Consider the following 17,490-nt stretch of genomic DNA (forward strand, 5'->3'; position numbering starts at 1 on the left):
GTGGAGGCGGGGGCCTCCGGCTCGCACCCGGGCGCGTTCGCGGCCGTGTTCCTGCCGATGGCGGGGGTGGCGCTGGTGGGCGTGTGGGTGGCGACGAGGGTGCTCGTACGGGAGAAGTAGCGGTACCGTTGTGGTCCCATGAGCGGTACCTTTTTGGTATGGCTATGAACCTGCGTATACGTGAGGACCAGCAAGAGGCGCTGAAGCTCCGTGCCGAGCAGGAGGGGCGCAGCATGCACGCCATCGTGCTTCAGGCGATCGACCGCTATCTGGAGGTCGAGGCCGACCGGGAGTCCGTCCGACGACTCGGTGCGAAGTATGCGTTGCGCCACGCCGATCTGCTGCGGAGGCTGGGGGAGTAGTGAAGTACCTGACGGTCCAGGAAGTCCTGGACCTGGCGGAGCTCGCCTGTGGGGGGCAGCAGGTCCCCGTGCGTGACCTCGGGCTGCTCAGCTCGGCGGTCCACCGCCCCCAGTCGCAGATGTTCGGTGTCGAGGCGTACACCGACCTCTTCCAGAAGGCCGCCGGGCTGTTGCAGTCGCTGGCCGTGAACCGTCCCCTCGTCGACGGCAACAAGCGCATGGCGTGGATGTCCACGGTCGTATTCCTCGACATCAACGGGACCGACGTGGTCGAGGTTGACCAGGACGAGGCGTACAAACTCGTCATCGAGGTGGCCATGGGCAGTCTTGAGGACGTGGACCAGATCGCCGGGCGGCTGAGGGCTCTGCACGACGCGATGTGAGCACGGTCTCGTCCGCCCCCGGTGCGGCCTGTTCGTACGAGTTCCCGACCGGGCCCCCGGTAAGGTGGCCCGGTTGTCGTATCGCGGGCCGGGCCCTTCGGGCCGGGTCCGGTAGCGGCAGCGCCCCACGTACCCGAGAGCCCCGAACCGGAGACCGTGACTACTACCACCGCCTCCCACCACCTCTCACCCGCCTTCCCCGGCCGTGCCCCCTGGGGCACCGCCAACAAGCTGCGAGCCTGGCAGCAAGGCGCCATGGAGAGGTACGTCCAGGAGCAGCCGCGCGACTTCCTCGCCGTCGCGACGCCCGGCGCCGGCAAGACCACGTTCGCGCTGACCCTCGCGTCGTGGCTGCTGCACCACCATGTCGTGCAGCAGATCACCGTCGTCGCCCCGACCGAGCACCTCAAGAAGCAGTGGGCGGAGGCGGCCGCCCGGATAGGGATCAAGCTCGACCCCGACTACAGCGCCGGTCCGCTGAGCAAGGAGTACCACGGGGTCGCCGTGACGTACGCCGGTGTCGGCGTCCGCCCGATGCTGCACCGCAACCGCTGCGAGCAGCGCAAGACGCTCGTCATCCTCGACGAGATCCACCACGCCGGTGACTCCAAGTCCTGGGGCGAGGCCTGCCAGGAGGCGTTCGACCCGGCGACCCGGCGGCTCGCCCTGACCGGTACGCCGTTCCGGTCGGACACCAACCCGATCCCGTTCGTCCAGTACGAGGAGGGCAACGACGGCATCCGCCGGTCCTCCGCCGACTACACCTACGGGTACGGGAACGCCCTCGCCGACGGCGTCGTCCGCCCGGTCATCTTCCTCAGCTACAGCGGCAACATGCGCTGGCGTACGAAGGCGGGGGACGAGATCGCCGCCCGGCTCGGCGAGCCGATGACCAAGGACGCCATCGGGCAGGCCTGGCGCACCGCGCTCGCGCCCACCGGCGAGTGGATCCCCAACGTGCTCGCCGCCGCCGACAAGCGGCTCACCGAGGTCCGCAAGGGCATCCCCGACGCGGGCGGCCTCGTCATCGCCACCGACCAGGACTCGGCCCGCTCGTACGCCAAGATCCTCAAGAAGGTCACCGGCGAGACGCCCACCGTGGTCCTCTCCGACGAGAAGGCCGCCTCCAAGAAGATCGACCAGTTCAGCGGCGACGAATCGCGCTGGATGGTCGCGGTGCGGATGGTGTCGGAGGGGGTGGACGTGCCCCGGCTCGCCGTCGGCGTGTACGCGACCACCATCTCCACGCCCCTCTTCTTCGCCCAGGCGGTCGGCCGCTTCGTGCGCTCCCGCAGGCGCGGTGAGACCGCGTCCGTCTTCGTGCCGACGATCCCGATGCTCCTCGACTTCGCCAACGAGATGGAGGTCGAGCGCGACCACGTCCTCGACAAGCCGAAGAAGGGCAGCGACGAGGAGAATCCGTTCTCCGAGGAGGACAAGCTCCTCGCCGACGCGGAGAAGCTGGAGGACGAGGAGACCGAGGAGCAGCTGCCCTTCGAGGCGCTGGAGTCCGACGCCGTCTTCGACCGGGTGCTGTACGACGGCGCCGAGTTCGGCATGCAGGCCCACCCGGGCAGTGAGGAGGAGCAGGACTACCTCGGCATCCCCGGGCTCCTCGAACCCGACCAGGTGCAGCTCCTCCTCCAGAAGCGGCAGAGCCGGCAGATCGCGCACAGCCGCCAGAAGCCGGCCGAGGAGGCCGACCTCCTGGAGAAGCCCGCCGAGGCGCGGCCCGTCGTCACCCACAAGCAGCTGCTGAGCCTGCGCAAGCAGCTCAACACGATGGTGTCCGCCTACACCCACCAGAGCGGCAAGCCCCACGGCGTGATCCACAACGAACTGCGCCGGGTCTGCGGCGGCCCGCCGAGCGCGGAGGCCACGGCCCACCAGATCCAGACGCGCATCGCGAAGGTCCAGGAGTGGGCGACCCGGATGACGTGAGCCCGCAGTCGGTCGTTCCCGTCGTTCCCGTCGTTACGTCGTCCCGTCGTCCCGTCGTTCCCGTTGGCCCGTACGGAGCTTGCCGCCTCCGTACGGGCCGACGGCGTTACCGGCCCTCCCCGGGAGTCCGGCCGTGTTTCCGGGCCTCGTGCCCGGGAAATTTCTCCCGTGTCCGTTCACACGCTGTTAACGATGGTTCACATCCGTGGACGGGGTGCCCCGACCGTGTCGTGACACGTGAACGCGCGTAGATGTTCGCTTACCGGACGCCGTCCCGCTGACCGGCCCTTATGCGTGCGTCGTTTCGGGGCTCCGTGTCCGGAGACCGGATTCTGGACGAGGACTTCCGCTGAGCGGACCGGCTCGCTACTGTCCCCGCCATATGAACGCCCCGTGGCAACGCCGCCGCGGAGCGCAGCCGGTGCCTTGCCAGACCGGCGGCCTCTCCGTGCGTCGCCGCTGGGACCGGCGTCGCAACCTCCGGAGCAGGGCCGTCGTCGCTCACCCCGAAGAGGAGAGGGCGTCGTGACAGCGGAGACTTCCCAGACGCTCGACCGAGGACTGCGCGTCCTCAAACTGCTCGCCGACACCGACCACGGCCTGACGGTCACCGAGCTGTCCAACAAGCTCGGTGTCAACCGGACCGTCGTCTACCGGCTGCTCGCCACCCTGGAGCAGCACGCCCTGGTACGCCGCGACCTGGGCGGCCGCGCCCGGGTCGGCCTCGGTGTGCTGCGGCTCGGCCGCCAGGTGCACCCGCTCGTCCGGGAGGCCGCGCTGCCCGCGCTGCGCTCCCTGGCCGAGGACATAGGGGCCACCGCCCACCTCACGCTCGTCGACGGCAGCGACGCCCTCGCGGTCGCCGTGGTCGAACCCACCTGGACCGACTACCACGTCGCCTACCGGGCCGGCTTCCGTCACCCCCTGGACCGGGGCGCCGCGGGCCGGGCCATCCTGTCCGCCCGGCAGACGCCGGAGTCCGGCCACCCCGGCTACACCCTCACCCACGGCGAACTCGAAGCCGGCGCCAGCGGGGCGGCCGCGCCCCTGGTCGGGGTCTCGGGCGTGGAGGGCAGCGTCGGTGTCGTCATGCTCGCCGACGCCGTACCGGAACGGGTCGGGCCCCGCGTGCTCGACGCCGCCCGGGAAGTCGCGGACGCGCTGCGGTAGGCGGGCAGCCGTACACCTCCGGTCCGGGGACGTGTACGCGTCGGAGCGTGCGCCCGGCGGCGTACGCCTGGCGCGTTCCCGTTCCGGGGCGGCGGTTAGATTGGGTACGTGCCTTCTCGTCTCTCGCGCCCCCGCGTCCTCGCCCTCTGCGCGCTCCCCGTCCTCGCCCTGTTCGGTACGGCGGCCCTCGCGCCGCTGCCGTTCACCCTGGCGCGGCCCGGAGTCACCGCGGACGTGCTCGGCAAGGACGACGGGCGGCCGGTGATCACCATCAGCGGCGCCGAGACCCGGCCCACCGACGGGCAGCTGCGGATGACGACGATCCTCGCCACCGGGCCGAAGGCGGACGTCCGCATCGGTGAGGTGTTCGACAGCTGGTTCCGGACCGACCGGGCGGTCATGCCGCGTGACGCCGTCTACCCCACCGGCGGCTCCGAGAAGGAGATCGAGAAGCACAACCTCGACGACATGAAGGAGTCGCAGAACGTCGCCGTCGACGCCGCCCTGAACTACCTGGACCGCGACCCCGGCTCGATGCGGGTGGCCGTCGACCTCGGCGACATCGGCGGCCCGAGCGCCGGGCTCTTCCTCTCCCTCGGCATCATCGACAAGCTCGACGGCAACGGCTCCGGCGGCGATCTCACCGGCGGCCGCACCATCGCCGGTACGGGGACGATCACCGCGGACGGCGAGGTCGGCGCGGTCGGCGGGGTGTCGATGAAGGTCCAGGGCGCCCACCGCGACGGGGCGCGCGTCTTCCTCGTACCGAAGGCCGAGTGCGCTCAGGCGGAGGCCGAGGCGCCCGACGGGCTGCGGATCGTGCCCGTCTCCACGCTGAAGGACGCGGTCGGCTCGCTCAAGGCCCTGGAGTCGGGCGGGAAGGTCCCGAGCTGCTGACCGGTGCCGGTGCCGGTGCCTGCGTCTGCGGTACGGGCTTCTGTACGGCCTCCGCCCCCGGCCCCTCGTCCAGCGTCCGCCAGGACGGGAACACCAGCGGGCTCAGAGTCGCCAGGAAGTAGACCCCGCCCATCGCCAGCAGCGCCCCCGTCGCCCCCGCGCCCGCCACCAGCAGCCCGGCCGCGAGCCCGCCCAGCGGCATCGCGAACTCGCAGCCCGCCGTCAGCGCCCCCGACACCCGGCTGCGCAGCCGGTCCGGCACGCGCTCGTAGATCACCGTCGTCAGGATCGGGTTCAGCACGCCGCCCGCGATCCCGCCCAGCAGCATGGTCACCGCGAGCGGCAGCGTCGTCCCGGTGGCCGCGGCGACCAGGAACCTCGGTGCGCCGCACAGGATCACGCACACCGTGAACACCGCCCGACGCGAGAACCGGTGTCCCACCGCCCCGTACAGCAGGGCCCCCACCAGGCCGCCCGCCCCGAACATCGCGGTGAGCAGCCCGATGGCGGGTGCGCCGCCCAGCTCGTTCCCGGCGTGCACGGGGAGCAGCACCGCGTTCCAGCCCTGGTCGGTGCCGTTCATGAACATCACCATCACCACGACCGCCAGCAGCAGCCGATTGCCCAGCAAGTGGGCGTAACCCTCGCGGAGTTCGGAGCCGTAGGCGCGCAGCGAGATGGGGGCCTCCGCCTTCCGCGGCTCGGCCGCGCGCACGCCCCGTACCCCTGCGGCGACCAGCAGGGCGGACAGGCCGAACGTCGCCGCGTCCAGCAGCAGGACCGTCTCCGCGCCGACGAAGGCGATGAGGACCCCGGCCAGCGCCGCACCGACCATCCTGGCCCCGCGCGAGACCGCGTCGAAGAGGCTGGCGGCCCGGGCGAGCGTGGTGCCGGCGTGTTCGGCCAGGTCCGGGATGAGGACGTAGCGCGCGGTGTTGCCCGGGGTGTGGGCGAAGCCGTTCAGCGCCATCAGCGCGCACAGCATCCAGAAGTCGAGGACGCCGGCGAAGTGCAGCAGCGGGATCGCGGCGATGGCCGACGCGCATACGGCGTCGGACACGACGGCCGTACGACGGCGGCCGAACCGGTCGATGACCGGCCCGCCGATCAGCGCGGCGACGACGATCGGCAGGGTGGCGCAGAAGGCGACGACGCCGGCCCGGCCCGCACTGCCCGTGGTCTCCAGGACGAACCAGGGGACGCCGATCAGGGTCAGTGAAGTGCCTGCGGTGGATATGGAGTTGGCTGCGAGCGTGGCGGCGAGCGGGGTGCGGTTCCCCATGGTTTCTTCCTCCCCCGAGTGGTTGGCTACGCCGGATGGAAGGCGGCGGTGGCGCGGGGCGCGGCCGCGGCCGCCTCCCGGCTCTGGGCCGTCAGTCGCAGGCCGACCTCGACCAGGGTCCAGCCGACCCGGGTACGCAGGCTGGTGCGGGGGAGGCGGAACTCGACCGCCTTGGAGTGGAGTTCGGCCGACTCGGCCGCGTGCAGGAGGTGGTGGACGTCGGCGTGCATAACGGGCTTCCCTTCAGTCGGTGGGGAGTTACGGTGTGCGGCGCGGTCATTCGGAGGGGCGCGGGAAGGCGTGGAGGTGGGTGCGGACGACGGCCGAGCCCTCGGTGTCCTCGGGGACGGTGCCCCGGTAGCTCTCCACCAGCTCGTGCATCTTCCGGGACAGTTCCAGGGCGAGCTCCGGGGTGAGGCGGATCTTGAAGTCGCTCAGGTCCCAGCTCTCCTGCCACGCCTCAGGCCATTCGCCCATCGTGCCCAGCCAGGTGTTCAGCTCCTGGGCGTGGGTGGTGGCCGTCTCGTGCAGGACGACGTCGATGGCTCCGCGTACCTCCGGGTCGTTGTGCGTCCGGAAGTGGGCGCTGTCGAAGGTCGAGCCGTCGTGGATCGCCCGCCACCAGCGCTCGCGCCCCTTGCCCAGCTCCGGCGCGTCCTCGACCAGTCCGGATTCCGCCAGTTGGCGCAGGTGGTAGCTGGTCGCGCCGCTCGACTCGCCCAGCCGCTCGCCCAGCTTCGAGGCGGTCGCCGGGCCGAACTCGCGGAGCGCGTTCAGCAGGCGGATGCGCAGCGGGTGCGCGATGGCGCGCAGGGTGCGGGCGTCGACCGTGTGCAGCTTCCGGTCGTCGCCGCCCAGGTGGTAGGGGCGAGGGGCGGTCTCGCCCTGAGGAGCGTTCTCGTTCTCCGGCATGCCTCAACCGTAGAGATGCAAAGGAGGCTTTGCAACGCTTTTTTGCAACTCTTGGCGCCGGCTCACCCCTCCTCGATGAACCCCTCCTCCACCAGCCACTCCTTGGCCACCTCGTGCGGATCCTCGCCGTCCACGTCCACCTTGGCGTTCAGCGTCTGCGCGACCTCGGTCGTCAGCTTCTTCGCGAGCGGGTCCAGCAGCTCCGCGATCACCGGGTACTTCTCGAAGGTGGCCTCGTGGACGACCGGGGACGCGTTGTAGTTGGGGAAGAAGTCCTTGTCGTCCTCCAGGACGTCCAGGTTCATGGCCTTGATCCGGCCGTCGGTGGTGAACACCTCGCCCAGCAGGCAGGAGTTGGACTGGGACACCTGGGTGTAGATGATCCCGGCGTCCATCTTCTGGATGTTGCCCGCCGGGATCTTCATCCCGTACTTCTTCTCCATGCCGGGCAGCCCGTCGTCGCGGGAGGCGAACTCGTTCTCCACGCAGATCGTCACCGCTCCCGGGTCCGTCTTCGCCAGCGCCGCCACGTCGGAGAGGGTCTTCAGCTTGTACTTCGCGTTGTTCTTCTTGCTGATGGCCAGCGCGTACGTGTTGTCGAGCGGGGCCGGCGGCAGCCAGATCACGCCGTTGCCCTTGTCCTCGTCCCGTACCGCCTCGAACTGCTTCTGCGGGTCGATGATCGGGTCCGCGTGGCCCAGGAAGGTGATCCAGCCGGTGCCGGTGTAGTCCCACTGCGCGTCGGCGTCGCCGTTGATGATGGCCTCGCGGGCGCTGATCGAGCCCGGCAGGTTCGTCCGGTCCAGGACCTCCGCCCCGGCCGCCTTGAACACCAGGCCGGTCATCTGGCCCAGGATGATGTTCTCGCTGAAGTTCTTCGAGGTCACCGTCAGTGTCGCGCCCTTGAGCGGCTCGCCCTGCCCGACCGAGCCCGGCGACACGTCGTCCACCATCGGCGAACCGCTCTTCAGCCCGCAGCCGCCCACCAGCAGCGCCAAGGACACGGCCACCAGGGCCCCGCGCCCGAAACCGTACGTCGTCACCCTCACCGCTCCTCCAGCCCGCGCGGCGTCAGCGCCAGTTCGGCCAGCGAGGCCAGCCAGTCCACCAGCAGCGCCAGCACCACCGTCAGCACCGAGCCGATGATCAGCACCGGCATCCGCTGCGTCTGGATCCCCGAGGTGATCAGGTCGCCGAGCCCGCCGCCTCCGCCGAACGTCGCCAGCGTCGCCGTGCCGACGTTCAGGACCAGAGCCGTACGCACCCCCGCCAGGATCAGCGGCACCGCGAGCGGCAGCTCCACCTTCAGCAGGACACCCCGCCCGGACATCCCCATCCCGCGCGCCGCCTCGATCATGTTCGGCTCGATCGCCCGCAGACCCGCCACCGTGTTGGAGAGCACCGGCAGCACCGCGTAGATCACGATGCCGATGATCGCCGTACGCGGCCCGATGCCCAGCCAGATCACCAGCAGCGCCAGCAGACCGATCGCCGGGGTCGCCTGCCCGATGTTGGCCAGCGCGGTGAACGCCGGGGCCGCCTTCCGCAGCCGCCGCCGGGTCAGCGCGATGCCCAGCGGGATCGCGATGATCAGCACCCAGAACGTGGAGATCGCCGTCAGCCGTACATGCTGCCACCAGCGCAGCTGTACGTTGCCGCCGGTCAGCGAGTTCTCCGCGATCGAGTCCAGGTGGATGTTGGTGATCCAGACGTACGTGATCGCCAGGATGACCACCAGCACCGCCGGCAGGAGCACCAGTTTCCGCCAGGTGATCCGGCGCTCCGGCGCGGCCGGGGCGGGGGAGGGGTCGCTCTCCTCGTCGTGGAACGCGTGGCCCTTGACGTCGTGTTCGCCCGGCGGCCTGGTCGGGGTGGCCGGGCCCTTGCCGGAGCCTGACGGGTGGCTGGGGCTCATACTCCGCTGCCACCCCCCTCCAGCTCCTGCTCCGTCTGGTGGACGCGCTGCTCCTCCAGCTCGTGCTGGTGCTCCATCGCGGTCAGCCGGTCGGCCTCCAGCAGCTCCTGCACGTTGTCCATCAGCGTCTTCATGTCGACGACCCCGATGAACTCGCCCCGCCGCCCGGTCACCGCGACCCGCCCGCCGCTGTCGGTCAGCACCGCCTCCAGCGCGTCGTGCAGCGTGGCGTCCCGGGTCACCGTGTCGTGCACCAACTGCCCGGCCCGCGCCAGCGAACCGCGCGCCCGCATCAGGTCGCCGCGCCGCAGCCACTTGTACGGGCGGTTCTGCCGGTCCAGCATCAGCAGCTCGTTGTGCGGGCCGTTGCGCAGCTTGTTGAAGATGGTCTGGAGCGGGTCCTCGACCGTCACCGTCGGGAATTCCGCGATGCCCACGTCCCGTACGCGGGTGAGGTTGAGCCGCTTCAGGGCCGCGCCCGCGCCGACGAAACCGGAGACGAAGTCGTCCGTGGGGTTGGTCAGGATCGCCTCGGGGGTGTCGAACTGCGCGATGTGCGAGCGCTCCCGCAGTACGGCGATCCGGTCGCCCAGCTTGATCGCCTCGTCGAAGTCGTGGGTGACGAACACGATCGTCTTGTGCAGCTCGTGCTGGAGCCGGATCAGCTCGTCCTGGAGGTGGTCGCGGGTGATCGGGTCGACCGCTCCGAACGGCTCGTCCATCAGGAGCACGGGAGGGTCGGCTGCCAGCGCCCGTGCCACGCCCACCCGCTGCTGCTGCCCGCCGGAGAGCTGGCGCGGATAGCGGCCGTGGAACTCGCGCGGGTCCAGGCCCACCAGGTCGAGCATCTCCTCCACCCGGTCCTTCACCCGGGACTTGGACCAGCCGACCATCTTCGGGACCAGCGCGATGTTGTCGGCGACCGTCATGTGCGGGAAGAGGCCGGAGGACTGGATGGCGTACCCGATCTTGCGGCGCAGCTTCACCGGGTCGATGTCCGTGACGTCCTCGTCGCCGATCCGGATCCGGCCCGAGGTCGGCTCGATCAGCCGGTTGATCATCTTCAGCGTCGTGGACTTCCCGCATCCGGAAGGGCCGACGAAGATGACCGTCTCGCCCGCCTTGATCTCCATCGAGACGTTCTCGACGGCCGGGTTCGGGGTGCCCGGGTACTTCTTGGTGAGGTTCTCCAGCTGGATGGTGGCCCCGGAGGTGGCCTCGGACCCCTCCTCCACAGCCACGGCGCCGGTCTCGGTCTCAGGCACGGATCCCCCTCGGGATGGTCAGCCGTCCCAGCAGGACGTACGCGGCGTCGAAGAGCAGGGCGAGGACGACGATGCCGAGCGTGCCCGCGAGGACCTGGTTGATCGCGTTGGCGCTGCCCAGCGAGGCGATGCCCCGGAAGATCTCGTTGCCGAGGCCGGGCCCGGAGGCGTACGCGGCGATGGCGGCGATGCCCATCAGCATCTGCGTGGAGACCCGGATCCCGGTCAGGATCGGCGGCCAGGCCAGCGGCAGCTCCACTCGGCACAGCCGCGCCGTGCGCGACATCCCGATGCCCGTCGCCGCGTCGACCAGCGACGGGTCGACGCCGCGCAGCCCGACGATGGAGTTCCGGACGATCGGCAGCAGCCCGTACAGCGTCAGGGTGATCACGGTCGGGGCGACACCGAGGCCGACCAGCGGGATCAGCAGACCGATCGCGGCGAGGGACGGGATGGTCAGGATCGTCGCTGTGGAGGTGATGGCCAGCGAGCCGCCCCAGCCGCTGCGGTAGCTCACCACCCCGATGACCACGCCCAGCACGGTGGCGATGACCATGCACTGGAAGACCGCGCTGACGTGCTGGAACGCGTCCGTGAGGAGCTGCTGGTGGCGGGTGTTCAGATACTCCCAGAAGCTCACACGGCACTCCCTCGGCTCAATGGCGTCCCGGGCCCTCGAATCGGTCGGTGTCCTCGGCCGCCTGTTCCACCAGCGGGATGATCCGCAGCGGAACCGGGTTTTCCATGACGATCGCCGTGGAGGCCCGGACAATGCCATCAAATCCGACAACCCGGTCGATCACCCGCTGAAGATCGGCGTTGGAACGGGCGACGAGCCGGCACAGCATGTCCCCGTGGCCCGTCGTGGTGTGCAGTTCCAGCACCTCCGGTACACCGCCCAAATGCGCCCGTACGTCGGCTCCTTGGCCCTGTTTGATCTCCAGCGTGGCGAACGCGGTCACCGGATAGCCGAGCGCCGCCGGATCCACGTCCGGGCCGAACCCCCGGATGACGCCATTCGACTGAAGGCGGTCCAGCCGCGCCTGCACGGTCCCGCGCGCCACCCCGAGCCGCCGGGATGCTTCGAGGACGCCGATACGCGGCTCACGTGCGAGCAGCACGATGAGCCGGCCGTCCAGATGATCGATCGCCATGAACCCGCCTTCGGTGGTCACCCTGTACAGATAGTCCGGCCATCATGGCTATCGGCTGCACAGATTGACCAGTGAATGCACAAACTATTGCGCACCTTGCGATGCGGGGAGAGCCTTCGAACATGACTGAGACTCTGCACACCAGCCCTGACACCGCAGCGCAGGCCGACCGCTTCCCGGTCAAGGGAATGGACGCGGTCGTCTTCGCCGTGGGCAACGCCAAGCAGGCCGCGCACTACTACTCGACCGCCTTCGGCATGAAACTCGTGGCCTACTCCGGACCGGAGAACGGCAGCCGCGAGACCGCGAGTTACGTCCTGACCAACGGCGCGGCCCGCTTCGTCTTCACCTCCGTGATCAAGGCGTCCACCGAGTGGGGCACCTTCCTCTCCGACCACGTCGCCGCGCACGGCGACGGGGTCGTCGACCTCGCCATCGAGGTCCCGGACGCCCGCGCCGCGTACGCGTACGCCGTCGAGCACGGCGCGCGCGGCATCACCGAGCCGCACGAGGTCAAGGACGAGCACGGCACCGTCGTCCTCGCGGCCATCGCCACGTACGGCAAGACCCGCCACACCCTGGTGGAGCGCTCCGGCTACGACGGCCCCTACCTCCCCGGGTTCGCCGCTGCCAAGCCGATCGTCGAGCCGCCGGCCAAGCGGACCTTCCAGGCCATCGACCACTGCGTCGGCAACGTCGAGCTCGGCCGGATGAACGAGTGGGTCGGCTTCTACAACGAGGTCATGGGCTTCACCAACATGAAGGAGTTCGTGGGCGACGACATCGCCACCGAATACTCCGCCCTGATGTCGAAGGTCGTCGCCGACGGCACGCTCAAGGTCAAGTTCCCGATCAACGAGCCGGCGATCGCGAAGAAGAAGTCGCAGATCGACGAGTACCTGGAGTTCTACGGCGGCGCCGGCGTCCAGCACATCGCGCTCGCCACCAACGACATCGTCTCCACGGTCCGCTCGATGCGCGCCGCCGGTGTGCAGTTCCTGGACACCCCCGACTCGTACTACGACACCCTCGGCGAGTGGGCCGGCGAGACCCGGGTTCCGGTCGAGACCCTGCGCGAGCTGAAGATCCTCGTCGACCGCGACGAGGACGGCTACCTGCTGCAGATCTTCACCAAGCCGGTCCAGGACCGCCCGACCGTCTTCTTCGAGATGATCGAGCGCCACGGCTCCATGGGCTTCGGCAAGGGCAACTTCAAGGCCCTGTTCGAGGCGATCGAGCGCGAGCAGGAGAAGCGCGGCAACCTCTGACCTGCGCCTTCGGGGGGCAAAAGACGCCGCCGTGCACGCCTCCCGCTGTACGGGCTCCGCTACGCGCCCGTCGCCGCCGGGGCCGCGCTGCCCGCCTCGGCCTCGTCACCCTCCGGCTTCTTCGCCTCCCCGGCTTCCTTCGACGCGGAGGGCGACGGGGACTTCGAGGGGGCCGTACGGGACGGAGCCGGGGCCGGGGCCTCGGGCTTCTTCTCCTGCTCCGGCTTCTTCGTCGGCTTCGGCGCCGGGGGGGGCGGCGGGGGGGGCGGCGGCGGCATGTCGCCCGGCCCGCCCGGCGGCGGCTCGCCCAGCGCGTCCAGCGCCTCCCGGGCCAGCGGCGCGGCGAGCGGCGAGAAGGCCGGGTCGGTGCGCACGGCCTGCTCCAGATTCCGGCGCGCCGGACCGTAGTCCGCCAGTTCCCGCTGGATCACGCCCAGGTGGTACGCGTACGAGGCGTTCCGCACACCCGTGTCGGCGGCCCGCTGCGCGTACTCCAGCCCCTCCTCCGACTTCCCCGCCCGGTGCAGCGCCCAGCCCAGCGCGTCCGCCACCGCCGCACTCCGGTGCTGCCCCCGCCACTGGGCCCGCAGCAGCTCCACCGCCGCCGCCGGATCCCCGTGGTCCGCCTCGAACCGGGCCAGCACCAGGGACTCGTCGACCCCGTCCTCCTTCGCCGCGGCCACCATCTCCCGCAGCTTCGCGTACTGGGTGCGGGCGTCCCCGTCCAGCCCCAGCGACTCGTACAGCTCGCCCAGTTCCAGCGCGTACTGCGGGCGCGGCAGCTTCTCCAGCGCGCTCTGGTACGCGGCCAGCGCCTCGTCGGTGCGGTCCAGCGCCGCCAGCGCCCGGGCCTTGCCCGCCAGCGAGGCGTGATGACCGGCGTCCGTGCGCAGTGCCGCGTCGAACTGCGCCACCGCCTCCTCCGGTTCGCCCCGCTCCCAGGCCAGCTCGCCCAGCCGGTGCAGCGCCTCGGCCTTCTCGGCGGGCTGCGTCGCCCGGTCGGCCGCCTCCCGGGCGGTGGCCAGCGCGTCCTCGCGCCAGCCGTTGCCCCGGTAGAGGTCGGCGGTACGGGCCAGCGCGGGCACGCCCTTGCGCAGCTCGCCGAACGTCTCCGTCGCCGCGGTCGCCGCCTTCCGGTCGCCGAGCCCGGTGTAGGCGTCGATGAGGACCGGGTACACGCTCCAGGCCTTCGGCTGCTGCTTCTTCACCGTCTCGCCCCACCGCTTCGCCGCGAGGAAGTCGTGCCGGGCGTTGGCCAGGGCCGCGAGCCCCACCCACGCCTCCCCGTTGCCGCGCTCGCCCGGCTGCGCCTCCAGCGACCGCTTCAGGGCCTGTTCGGCGCGGGCGTAGTACGCCGTGTCCGCCGACCGCCGCGCCCACTCCACGTACGCCGTGCCGAGCGTCGCCAGGGATGGCGCGTCCTTCGGGTGGGACTCCACCCACTTCTGCCGGTCCCCGATCAGCGCGGTGAGGTCCGAGAGCGAGGCCGGGGAGCCCGCGGTCGCCGCGGCCTCGGCCCGCTCGCCCGGCCCCGGCTCCTTCGGCCCGTCGCCGACCCCGTCGTCCCCCGCCGCCAGCGCCCCGGCCAGCAGCAGCCCGGCGGCCGCCGCGCCGAACGCGGCCCGGCGCAGCGTCGTCCGCAGGGTGGGCGGCGGCGGGGGTACGGCGGTGGCGCCTTCGACGGGCAGCACGTACGGGTCCTCGGGGGACGGCTCGGGCGGCCGACGGGACTCCGGATCCTGCTGCGGCATGACATCCATGGCCATCACTCTGCGTCAGTCATACGAGCACACCGCGCCTTGGGATCGCCCCCCGCCCACGGGTTCACACCATTGGCCCCGGGTGACACGCTTGGATCATGAGCGATCTCCTCGAACGGCTGCGCGCGGGACTGCCTCCCGAGGCGCTGATCACCGATCCGGACGTCACCGCGTCCTACGCCCACGACATGGCGAGCTTCTGCGAGGCCGGCACCCCGGCCGTCGTCGTGCTCCCGCGCACGGTCGAGCAGGTCCAGCACGTCATGCGCACCGCCACCGCGCTGCGCGTCCCGGTCGTCCCGCAGGGCGCCCGTACCGGCCTCTCCGGCGCGGCCAACGCCTCGGACGGCTGCATCGTGCTCTCCCTGGTGAAGATGGACCGGATCCTGGAGATCAGCCCGGTCGACCGGATCGCCGTCGTCGAACCGGGCGTCGTCAACGCGGTGCTCTCACGCGCGGTCAACGAACACGGTCTGTACTACCCGCCGGATCCCTCCAGCTGGGAGACGTGCACCATCGGCGGCAACATCGGCACCGCGTCCGGCGGGCTGTGCTGCGTGAAGTACGGGGTCACCGCCGAATACGTCCTCGGTCTGGAGGTCGTCCTCGCCGACGGGCGGCTCCTGACCACCGGCCGCCGCACCGCAAAGGGCGTCGCCGGATACGACCTGACCCGGCTCTTCGTCGGCTCCGAGGGCAGCCTCGGGATCGTCGTCAAGGCCGTCCTCGCGCTCAAACCGCAGCCGCCGCAGCAGCTCGTCCTCGCCGCCGAGTTCCCCTCGGCAGCCACCGCCTGTGACGCTGTGTGCCGGATCATGGAGCGCGGTCACACCCCGTCACTCCTCGAACTGATGGACCGTACGACCGTGCGTGCCGTCAACGCGATGGCCTCCATGGGCCTGCCCGAGACCACCGAGGCGCTCCTCCTCTGCGCCTTCGACACCCCCGACCCGTCCGCCGATCTGGCCGCGGTCGGCGAGCTGTGCACCGCCGCCGGGGCCACCGAGGTGGTCCCCGCGGACAACCCCGCCGAGTCCGAACTCCTCCTCCAGGCCCGCCGGATGTCGCTCACCGCCCTGGAGACCGTCAAGTCCGCCACGATGATCGACGACGTGTGCGTACCGCGCTCCCGGCTCGGCGCGATGCTCGCGGGCACGGCGGCCATCGCCGAGGAGTACGACCTCACGATCGGCGTCTGCGCCCACGCGGGCGACGGCAACACCCACCCCGTCGTCTGCTTCGACCACCAGGACCCCGACGAGTCCCGCCGGGCCCGCGAATCCTTCGACGCCATCATGGCGCTCGGTCTGGAGCTCGGCGGAACCATCACCGGCGAACACGGCGTCGGCGTCCTCAAGAAGGAGTGGCTCGCCCGCGAACTGGGCGAGACCGGCGTCGAACTCCAGCGCTCCATCAAGGCCGCCTTCGACCCGCTCGGCCTCCTCAACCCCGGCAAGCTCTTCTGACCCCCGCTTCTGCCAGGGGTTTTCACACCTCACCGTCCTGGGACGGCGACTCGTCGGCCGCCCACGGGTCGCTCAGCCACAGGTCGTCGGCCGGCAGCGGGGCCAGCAGCTCCGCCAGCGCCTCGTCCATCCCCAGCCGGTCGCTCTCGGTGCCCGGCGGCACCACCCGCAGGGTCCGCTCCACCCAGGCGGCCACTGCGGCGGAGGGCACCTCCAGCAGGGCGTTGCCGTCGGGGGAGGTGAGGGCCACGCAGATGACGCTGCGGCCCGCGACCTTCGTCGGCCAGATCCGCACGTCCCCGTGCCCGCACGGCCGGAACACGCCCTCCACCAGCAGCTCCCGGGCGAACGTCCAGTGCACCGGCGACTCGGAGCCGATGTGGAAGGCGATGTGCACGGCGTACGGGTCGTTCGTCCGGTACGTCAGCCGGGCGGGCACCGGGATGGACCGCTCGGGGGACAGGACCAGCTTCAGCTCCAGCTCACGTTCCACGATGCTCATCATGGGAATGCACGACCTTCCGGTGCTCATGGGCCGGTCCCGTGACCGTCCCGCACAAGGAGAGAGCGCCCTCCCCGCCACCTATTACGCGACTTCTCGAAAAAACTTCGGGCCATCGCGGAAGCCGTCCCGAAAGCCGTCCCGAAAGGGGCCCAAACAGGTGGACCGGCCCGGGGGCGGGCGGCTGTCTGATAGATGTGGACCCTTGTATTGAGGCCGTCCGCCCGCCCGGCGGGGACGGCCTGAGGCCTCGAAGAGATACGGGATCCGCTGATGAGCGCGCCAACTCCGGCACCCGGTGACGAAAGCCCCCGCGAGGGCTACTACCCCGACCCCTCCATCCCCGGCTACGTCCGGTACTGGAACGGCGCCTCCTGGGTTCCCGGTACGAGCCGGCCCGCGCCCCGGCAGGCCGGACCGGCCGCGACCGCCCCGGCCCCGGCGGCCGGTGCGCAGACCGCCCCGGTGGAGGAGACCGGGCCGATCTTCTTCGACGAGGAGGACGGCCTCCAGGACGCGCCGGGGGCCTCGCCGGCCGCCGGCCCACCCGTCGCGGACCGGGCGGCGGGGCCCGCTGACGGCGCGTCGGTCTGGCAGGCGGACGCCGCACGCCAGAACGGGTTCGGCGGCGAACGGGACCGCCGGGTCGAGTGGGGCGGCCCGGGACAGGAGCCCGCAGGCCCCGGACGGCCGACGCCGCAGGCCGACCCGAGGGCGCCGCTGTCCCAGGACCCGACCGGCGGGGCGCTGCCGGGGATGCGGGAGGGCGGCGGCGGCCGACCCGCCGAGGAGGCCGGGACGCGTCCGCCGACGGACGGCACGGTCACGATCCGCGCGGTGGGGCCGCGGTCGAACGCGGTACGGGGGAACGCCCCGGGGGCCGGTGACGTACCGCCAGGACCGGCACCGTCGAACACCGGTACGCCGCAGGGACCGCAGAACGTGGGCGCGGCGCAGAACAGCCTTGCGCCGGCCCCGGCGCCCCGGGCGCTTCCGGCACAGGCCCAGCACGCCCAGCACTCTCAGCCGGCGCAGAACCATCAGCAGGCACAGCACTCTCAGCAGGCCCAGCTGCCGCAGCAAGCAGTGCAGCCGCTGACTCCCGCACCGGCACCCGCCCCCGCACCGGCCCCGGCTGCTCCGGCTCCGGCCCCGCAGGAAGCACGCCAGGGACCGGTCCAAACTCCCGCCGCCCCCGCAGAACGACCGGAAC

General features: G+C 71.2%; 18 protein-coding genes. 8 read left to right on the forward strand and 10 right to left on the reverse strand.

What is annotated here, in order from left to right:
• Positions 1 to 164: 164 nt before the first annotated feature.
• The 5 genes from JS521_RS24555 to JS521_RS24575 all read left to right on the forward strand — a co-directional run bounded on the left by JS521_RS24555 (position 165) and on the right by JS521_RS24575 (position 4,753).
• On the forward strand, positions 165 to 362 hold the full coding sequence (locus JS521_RS24555) for a CopG family transcriptional regulator (RefSeq protein ID WP_372448613.1): 198 nt from the start codon (positions 165 to 167) through the stop codon (positions 360 to 362).
• The gene (locus JS521_RS24560; protein ID WP_205085115.1) at positions 362 to 745 is read left to right on the forward strand and encodes a type II toxin-antitoxin system death-on-curing family toxin; all 384 of its coding nucleotides are present in this window, start codon (positions 362 to 364) and stop codon (positions 743 to 745) included. Before JS521_RS24555 ends, JS521_RS24560 begins: the two co-directional genes overlap by 1 nt.
• Positions 746 to 901: 156 nt before the next feature.
• On the forward strand, positions 902 to 2,686 hold the full coding sequence (locus JS521_RS24565) for a DEAD/DEAH box helicase (RefSeq protein WP_205085116.1): 1,785 nt from the start codon (positions 902 to 904) through the stop codon (positions 2,684 to 2,686).
• A gap of 525 nt (positions 2,687 to 3,211) precedes the next feature.
• Positions 3,212 to 3,856 (forward strand): IclR family transcriptional regulator, encoded by a 645-nt coding sequence (locus JS521_RS24570; protein ID WP_205085117.1) that lies wholly within the window; start codon positions 3,212 to 3,214, stop codon positions 3,854 to 3,856.
• 108 nt (positions 3,857 to 3,964) lie between these two features.
• The gene (locus JS521_RS24575) at positions 3,965 to 4,753 is read left to right on the forward strand and encodes a S16 family serine protease (RefSeq protein ID WP_205085118.1); all 789 of its coding nucleotides are present in this window, start codon (positions 3,965 to 3,967) and stop codon (positions 4,751 to 4,753) included.
• Here the strand turns inward: JS521_RS24575 and JS521_RS24580 are convergent.
• The 8 genes from JS521_RS24580 to JS521_RS24615 all read right to left on the reverse strand — a co-directional run bounded on the left by JS521_RS24580 (position 4,713) and on the right by JS521_RS24615 (position 11,281).
• Entirely contained in the window at positions 4,713 to 6,035 is a 1,323-nt protein-coding gene (locus tag JS521_RS24580) for an MFS transporter (RefSeq protein ID WP_205085119.1), read from the reverse strand. The genes JS521_RS24575 and JS521_RS24580 overlap by 41 nt on opposite strands.
• A gap of 26 nt (positions 6,036 to 6,061) precedes the next feature.
• Positions 6,062 to 6,265 carry a hypothetical protein gene (locus JS521_RS24585; protein ID WP_205085120.1) on the reverse strand — a complete coding sequence of 68 codons (204 nt, stop codon included), beginning with the start codon at positions 6,263 to 6,265 and terminating at the stop codon, positions 6,062 to 6,064.
• 46 nt (positions 6,266 to 6,311) lie between these two features.
• Positions 6,312 to 6,947 (reverse strand): ArsR/SmtB family transcription factor, encoded by a 636-nt coding sequence (locus tag JS521_RS24590; protein ID WP_205085121.1) that lies wholly within the window; start codon positions 6,945 to 6,947, stop codon positions 6,312 to 6,314.
• Between the two features lie 62 nt (positions 6,948 to 7,009).
• Positions 7,010 to 7,990, reverse strand: coding sequence for a glycine betaine ABC transporter substrate-binding protein (locus JS521_RS24595; RefSeq protein WP_504740022.1), 981 nt, complete (start codon positions 7,988 to 7,990; stop codon positions 7,010 to 7,012).
• Between the two features lie 2 nt (positions 7,991 to 7,992).
• Positions 7,993 to 8,862, reverse strand: coding sequence for an ABC transporter permease (locus JS521_RS24600; RefSeq protein ID WP_205085122.1), 870 nt, complete (start codon positions 8,860 to 8,862; stop codon positions 7,993 to 7,995).
• Entirely contained in the window at positions 8,859 to 10,127 is a 1,269-nt protein-coding gene (locus JS521_RS24605) for a betaine/proline/choline family ABC transporter ATP-binding protein (protein ID WP_205085123.1), read from the reverse strand. The genes JS521_RS24600 and JS521_RS24605 overlap by 4 nt, the downstream gene beginning before the upstream one ends.
• The gene (locus JS521_RS24610) at positions 10,120 to 10,767 is read right to left on the reverse strand and encodes an ABC transporter permease (protein ID WP_205085124.1); all 648 of its coding nucleotides are present in this window, start codon (positions 10,765 to 10,767) and stop codon (positions 10,120 to 10,122) included. The genes JS521_RS24605 and JS521_RS24610 overlap by 8 nt, the downstream gene beginning before the upstream one ends.
• Before the next feature lie 16 nt (positions 10,768 to 10,783).
• Complete coding sequence (locus JS521_RS24615) at positions 10,784 to 11,281, reverse strand: Lrp/AsnC family transcriptional regulator (RefSeq protein ID WP_205085125.1); 498 nt, start codon at positions 11,279 to 11,281, stop codon at positions 10,784 to 10,786.
• Positions 11,282 to 11,403: 122 nt separating this feature from the next.
• Here JS521_RS24615 and hppD point away from each other — a divergent pair, with 122 nt between their 5' ends.
• Positions 11,404 to 12,549 carry a 4-hydroxyphenylpyruvate dioxygenase gene (gene hppD, locus JS521_RS24620; protein ID WP_010062083.1) on the forward strand — a complete coding sequence of 382 codons (1,146 nt, stop codon included), beginning with the start codon at positions 11,404 to 11,406 and terminating at the stop codon, positions 12,547 to 12,549.
• 59 nt (positions 12,550 to 12,608) lie between these two features.
• Here hppD and JS521_RS24625 read toward each other — a convergent pair whose 3' ends face one another.
• Positions 12,609 to 14,309, reverse strand: a complete 1,701-nt coding sequence (locus JS521_RS24625) for a tetratricopeptide repeat protein (protein ID WP_205085126.1) — start codon at positions 14,307 to 14,309, stop codon at positions 12,609 to 12,611.
• Between the two features lie 98 nt (positions 14,310 to 14,407).
• Here JS521_RS24625 and JS521_RS24630 point away from each other — a divergent pair, with 98 nt between their 5' ends.
• A complete protein-coding gene (locus tag JS521_RS24630; RefSeq protein WP_205085127.1) occupies positions 14,408 to 15,775 on the forward strand; it encodes an FAD-binding oxidoreductase in 1,368 nt (455 codons plus the stop codon).
• Between the two features lie 22 nt (positions 15,776 to 15,797).
• Here the strand turns inward: JS521_RS24630 and JS521_RS24635 are convergent, their stop codons facing one another.
• Entirely contained in the window at positions 15,798 to 16,280 is a 483-nt protein-coding gene (locus tag JS521_RS24635; RefSeq protein WP_032771409.1) for an SsgA family sporulation/cell division regulator, read from the reverse strand.
• Between the two features lie 270 nt (positions 16,281 to 16,550).
• On the opposite strand from JS521_RS24635, the gene JS521_RS24640 reads away from it, so the two are divergent.
• Positions 16,551 to 17,490: DUF2510 domain-containing protein (locus JS521_RS24640; RefSeq protein ID WP_239487773.1), on the forward strand; the 940-nt coding region annotated here is incomplete at its 3' end.

Source organism: Streptomyces durocortorensis, from assembly GCF_016901035.1.
GTDB classification, from domain to species: domain Bacteria; phylum Actinomycetota; class Actinomycetes; order Streptomycetales; family Streptomycetaceae; genus Streptomyces; species Streptomyces durocortorensis.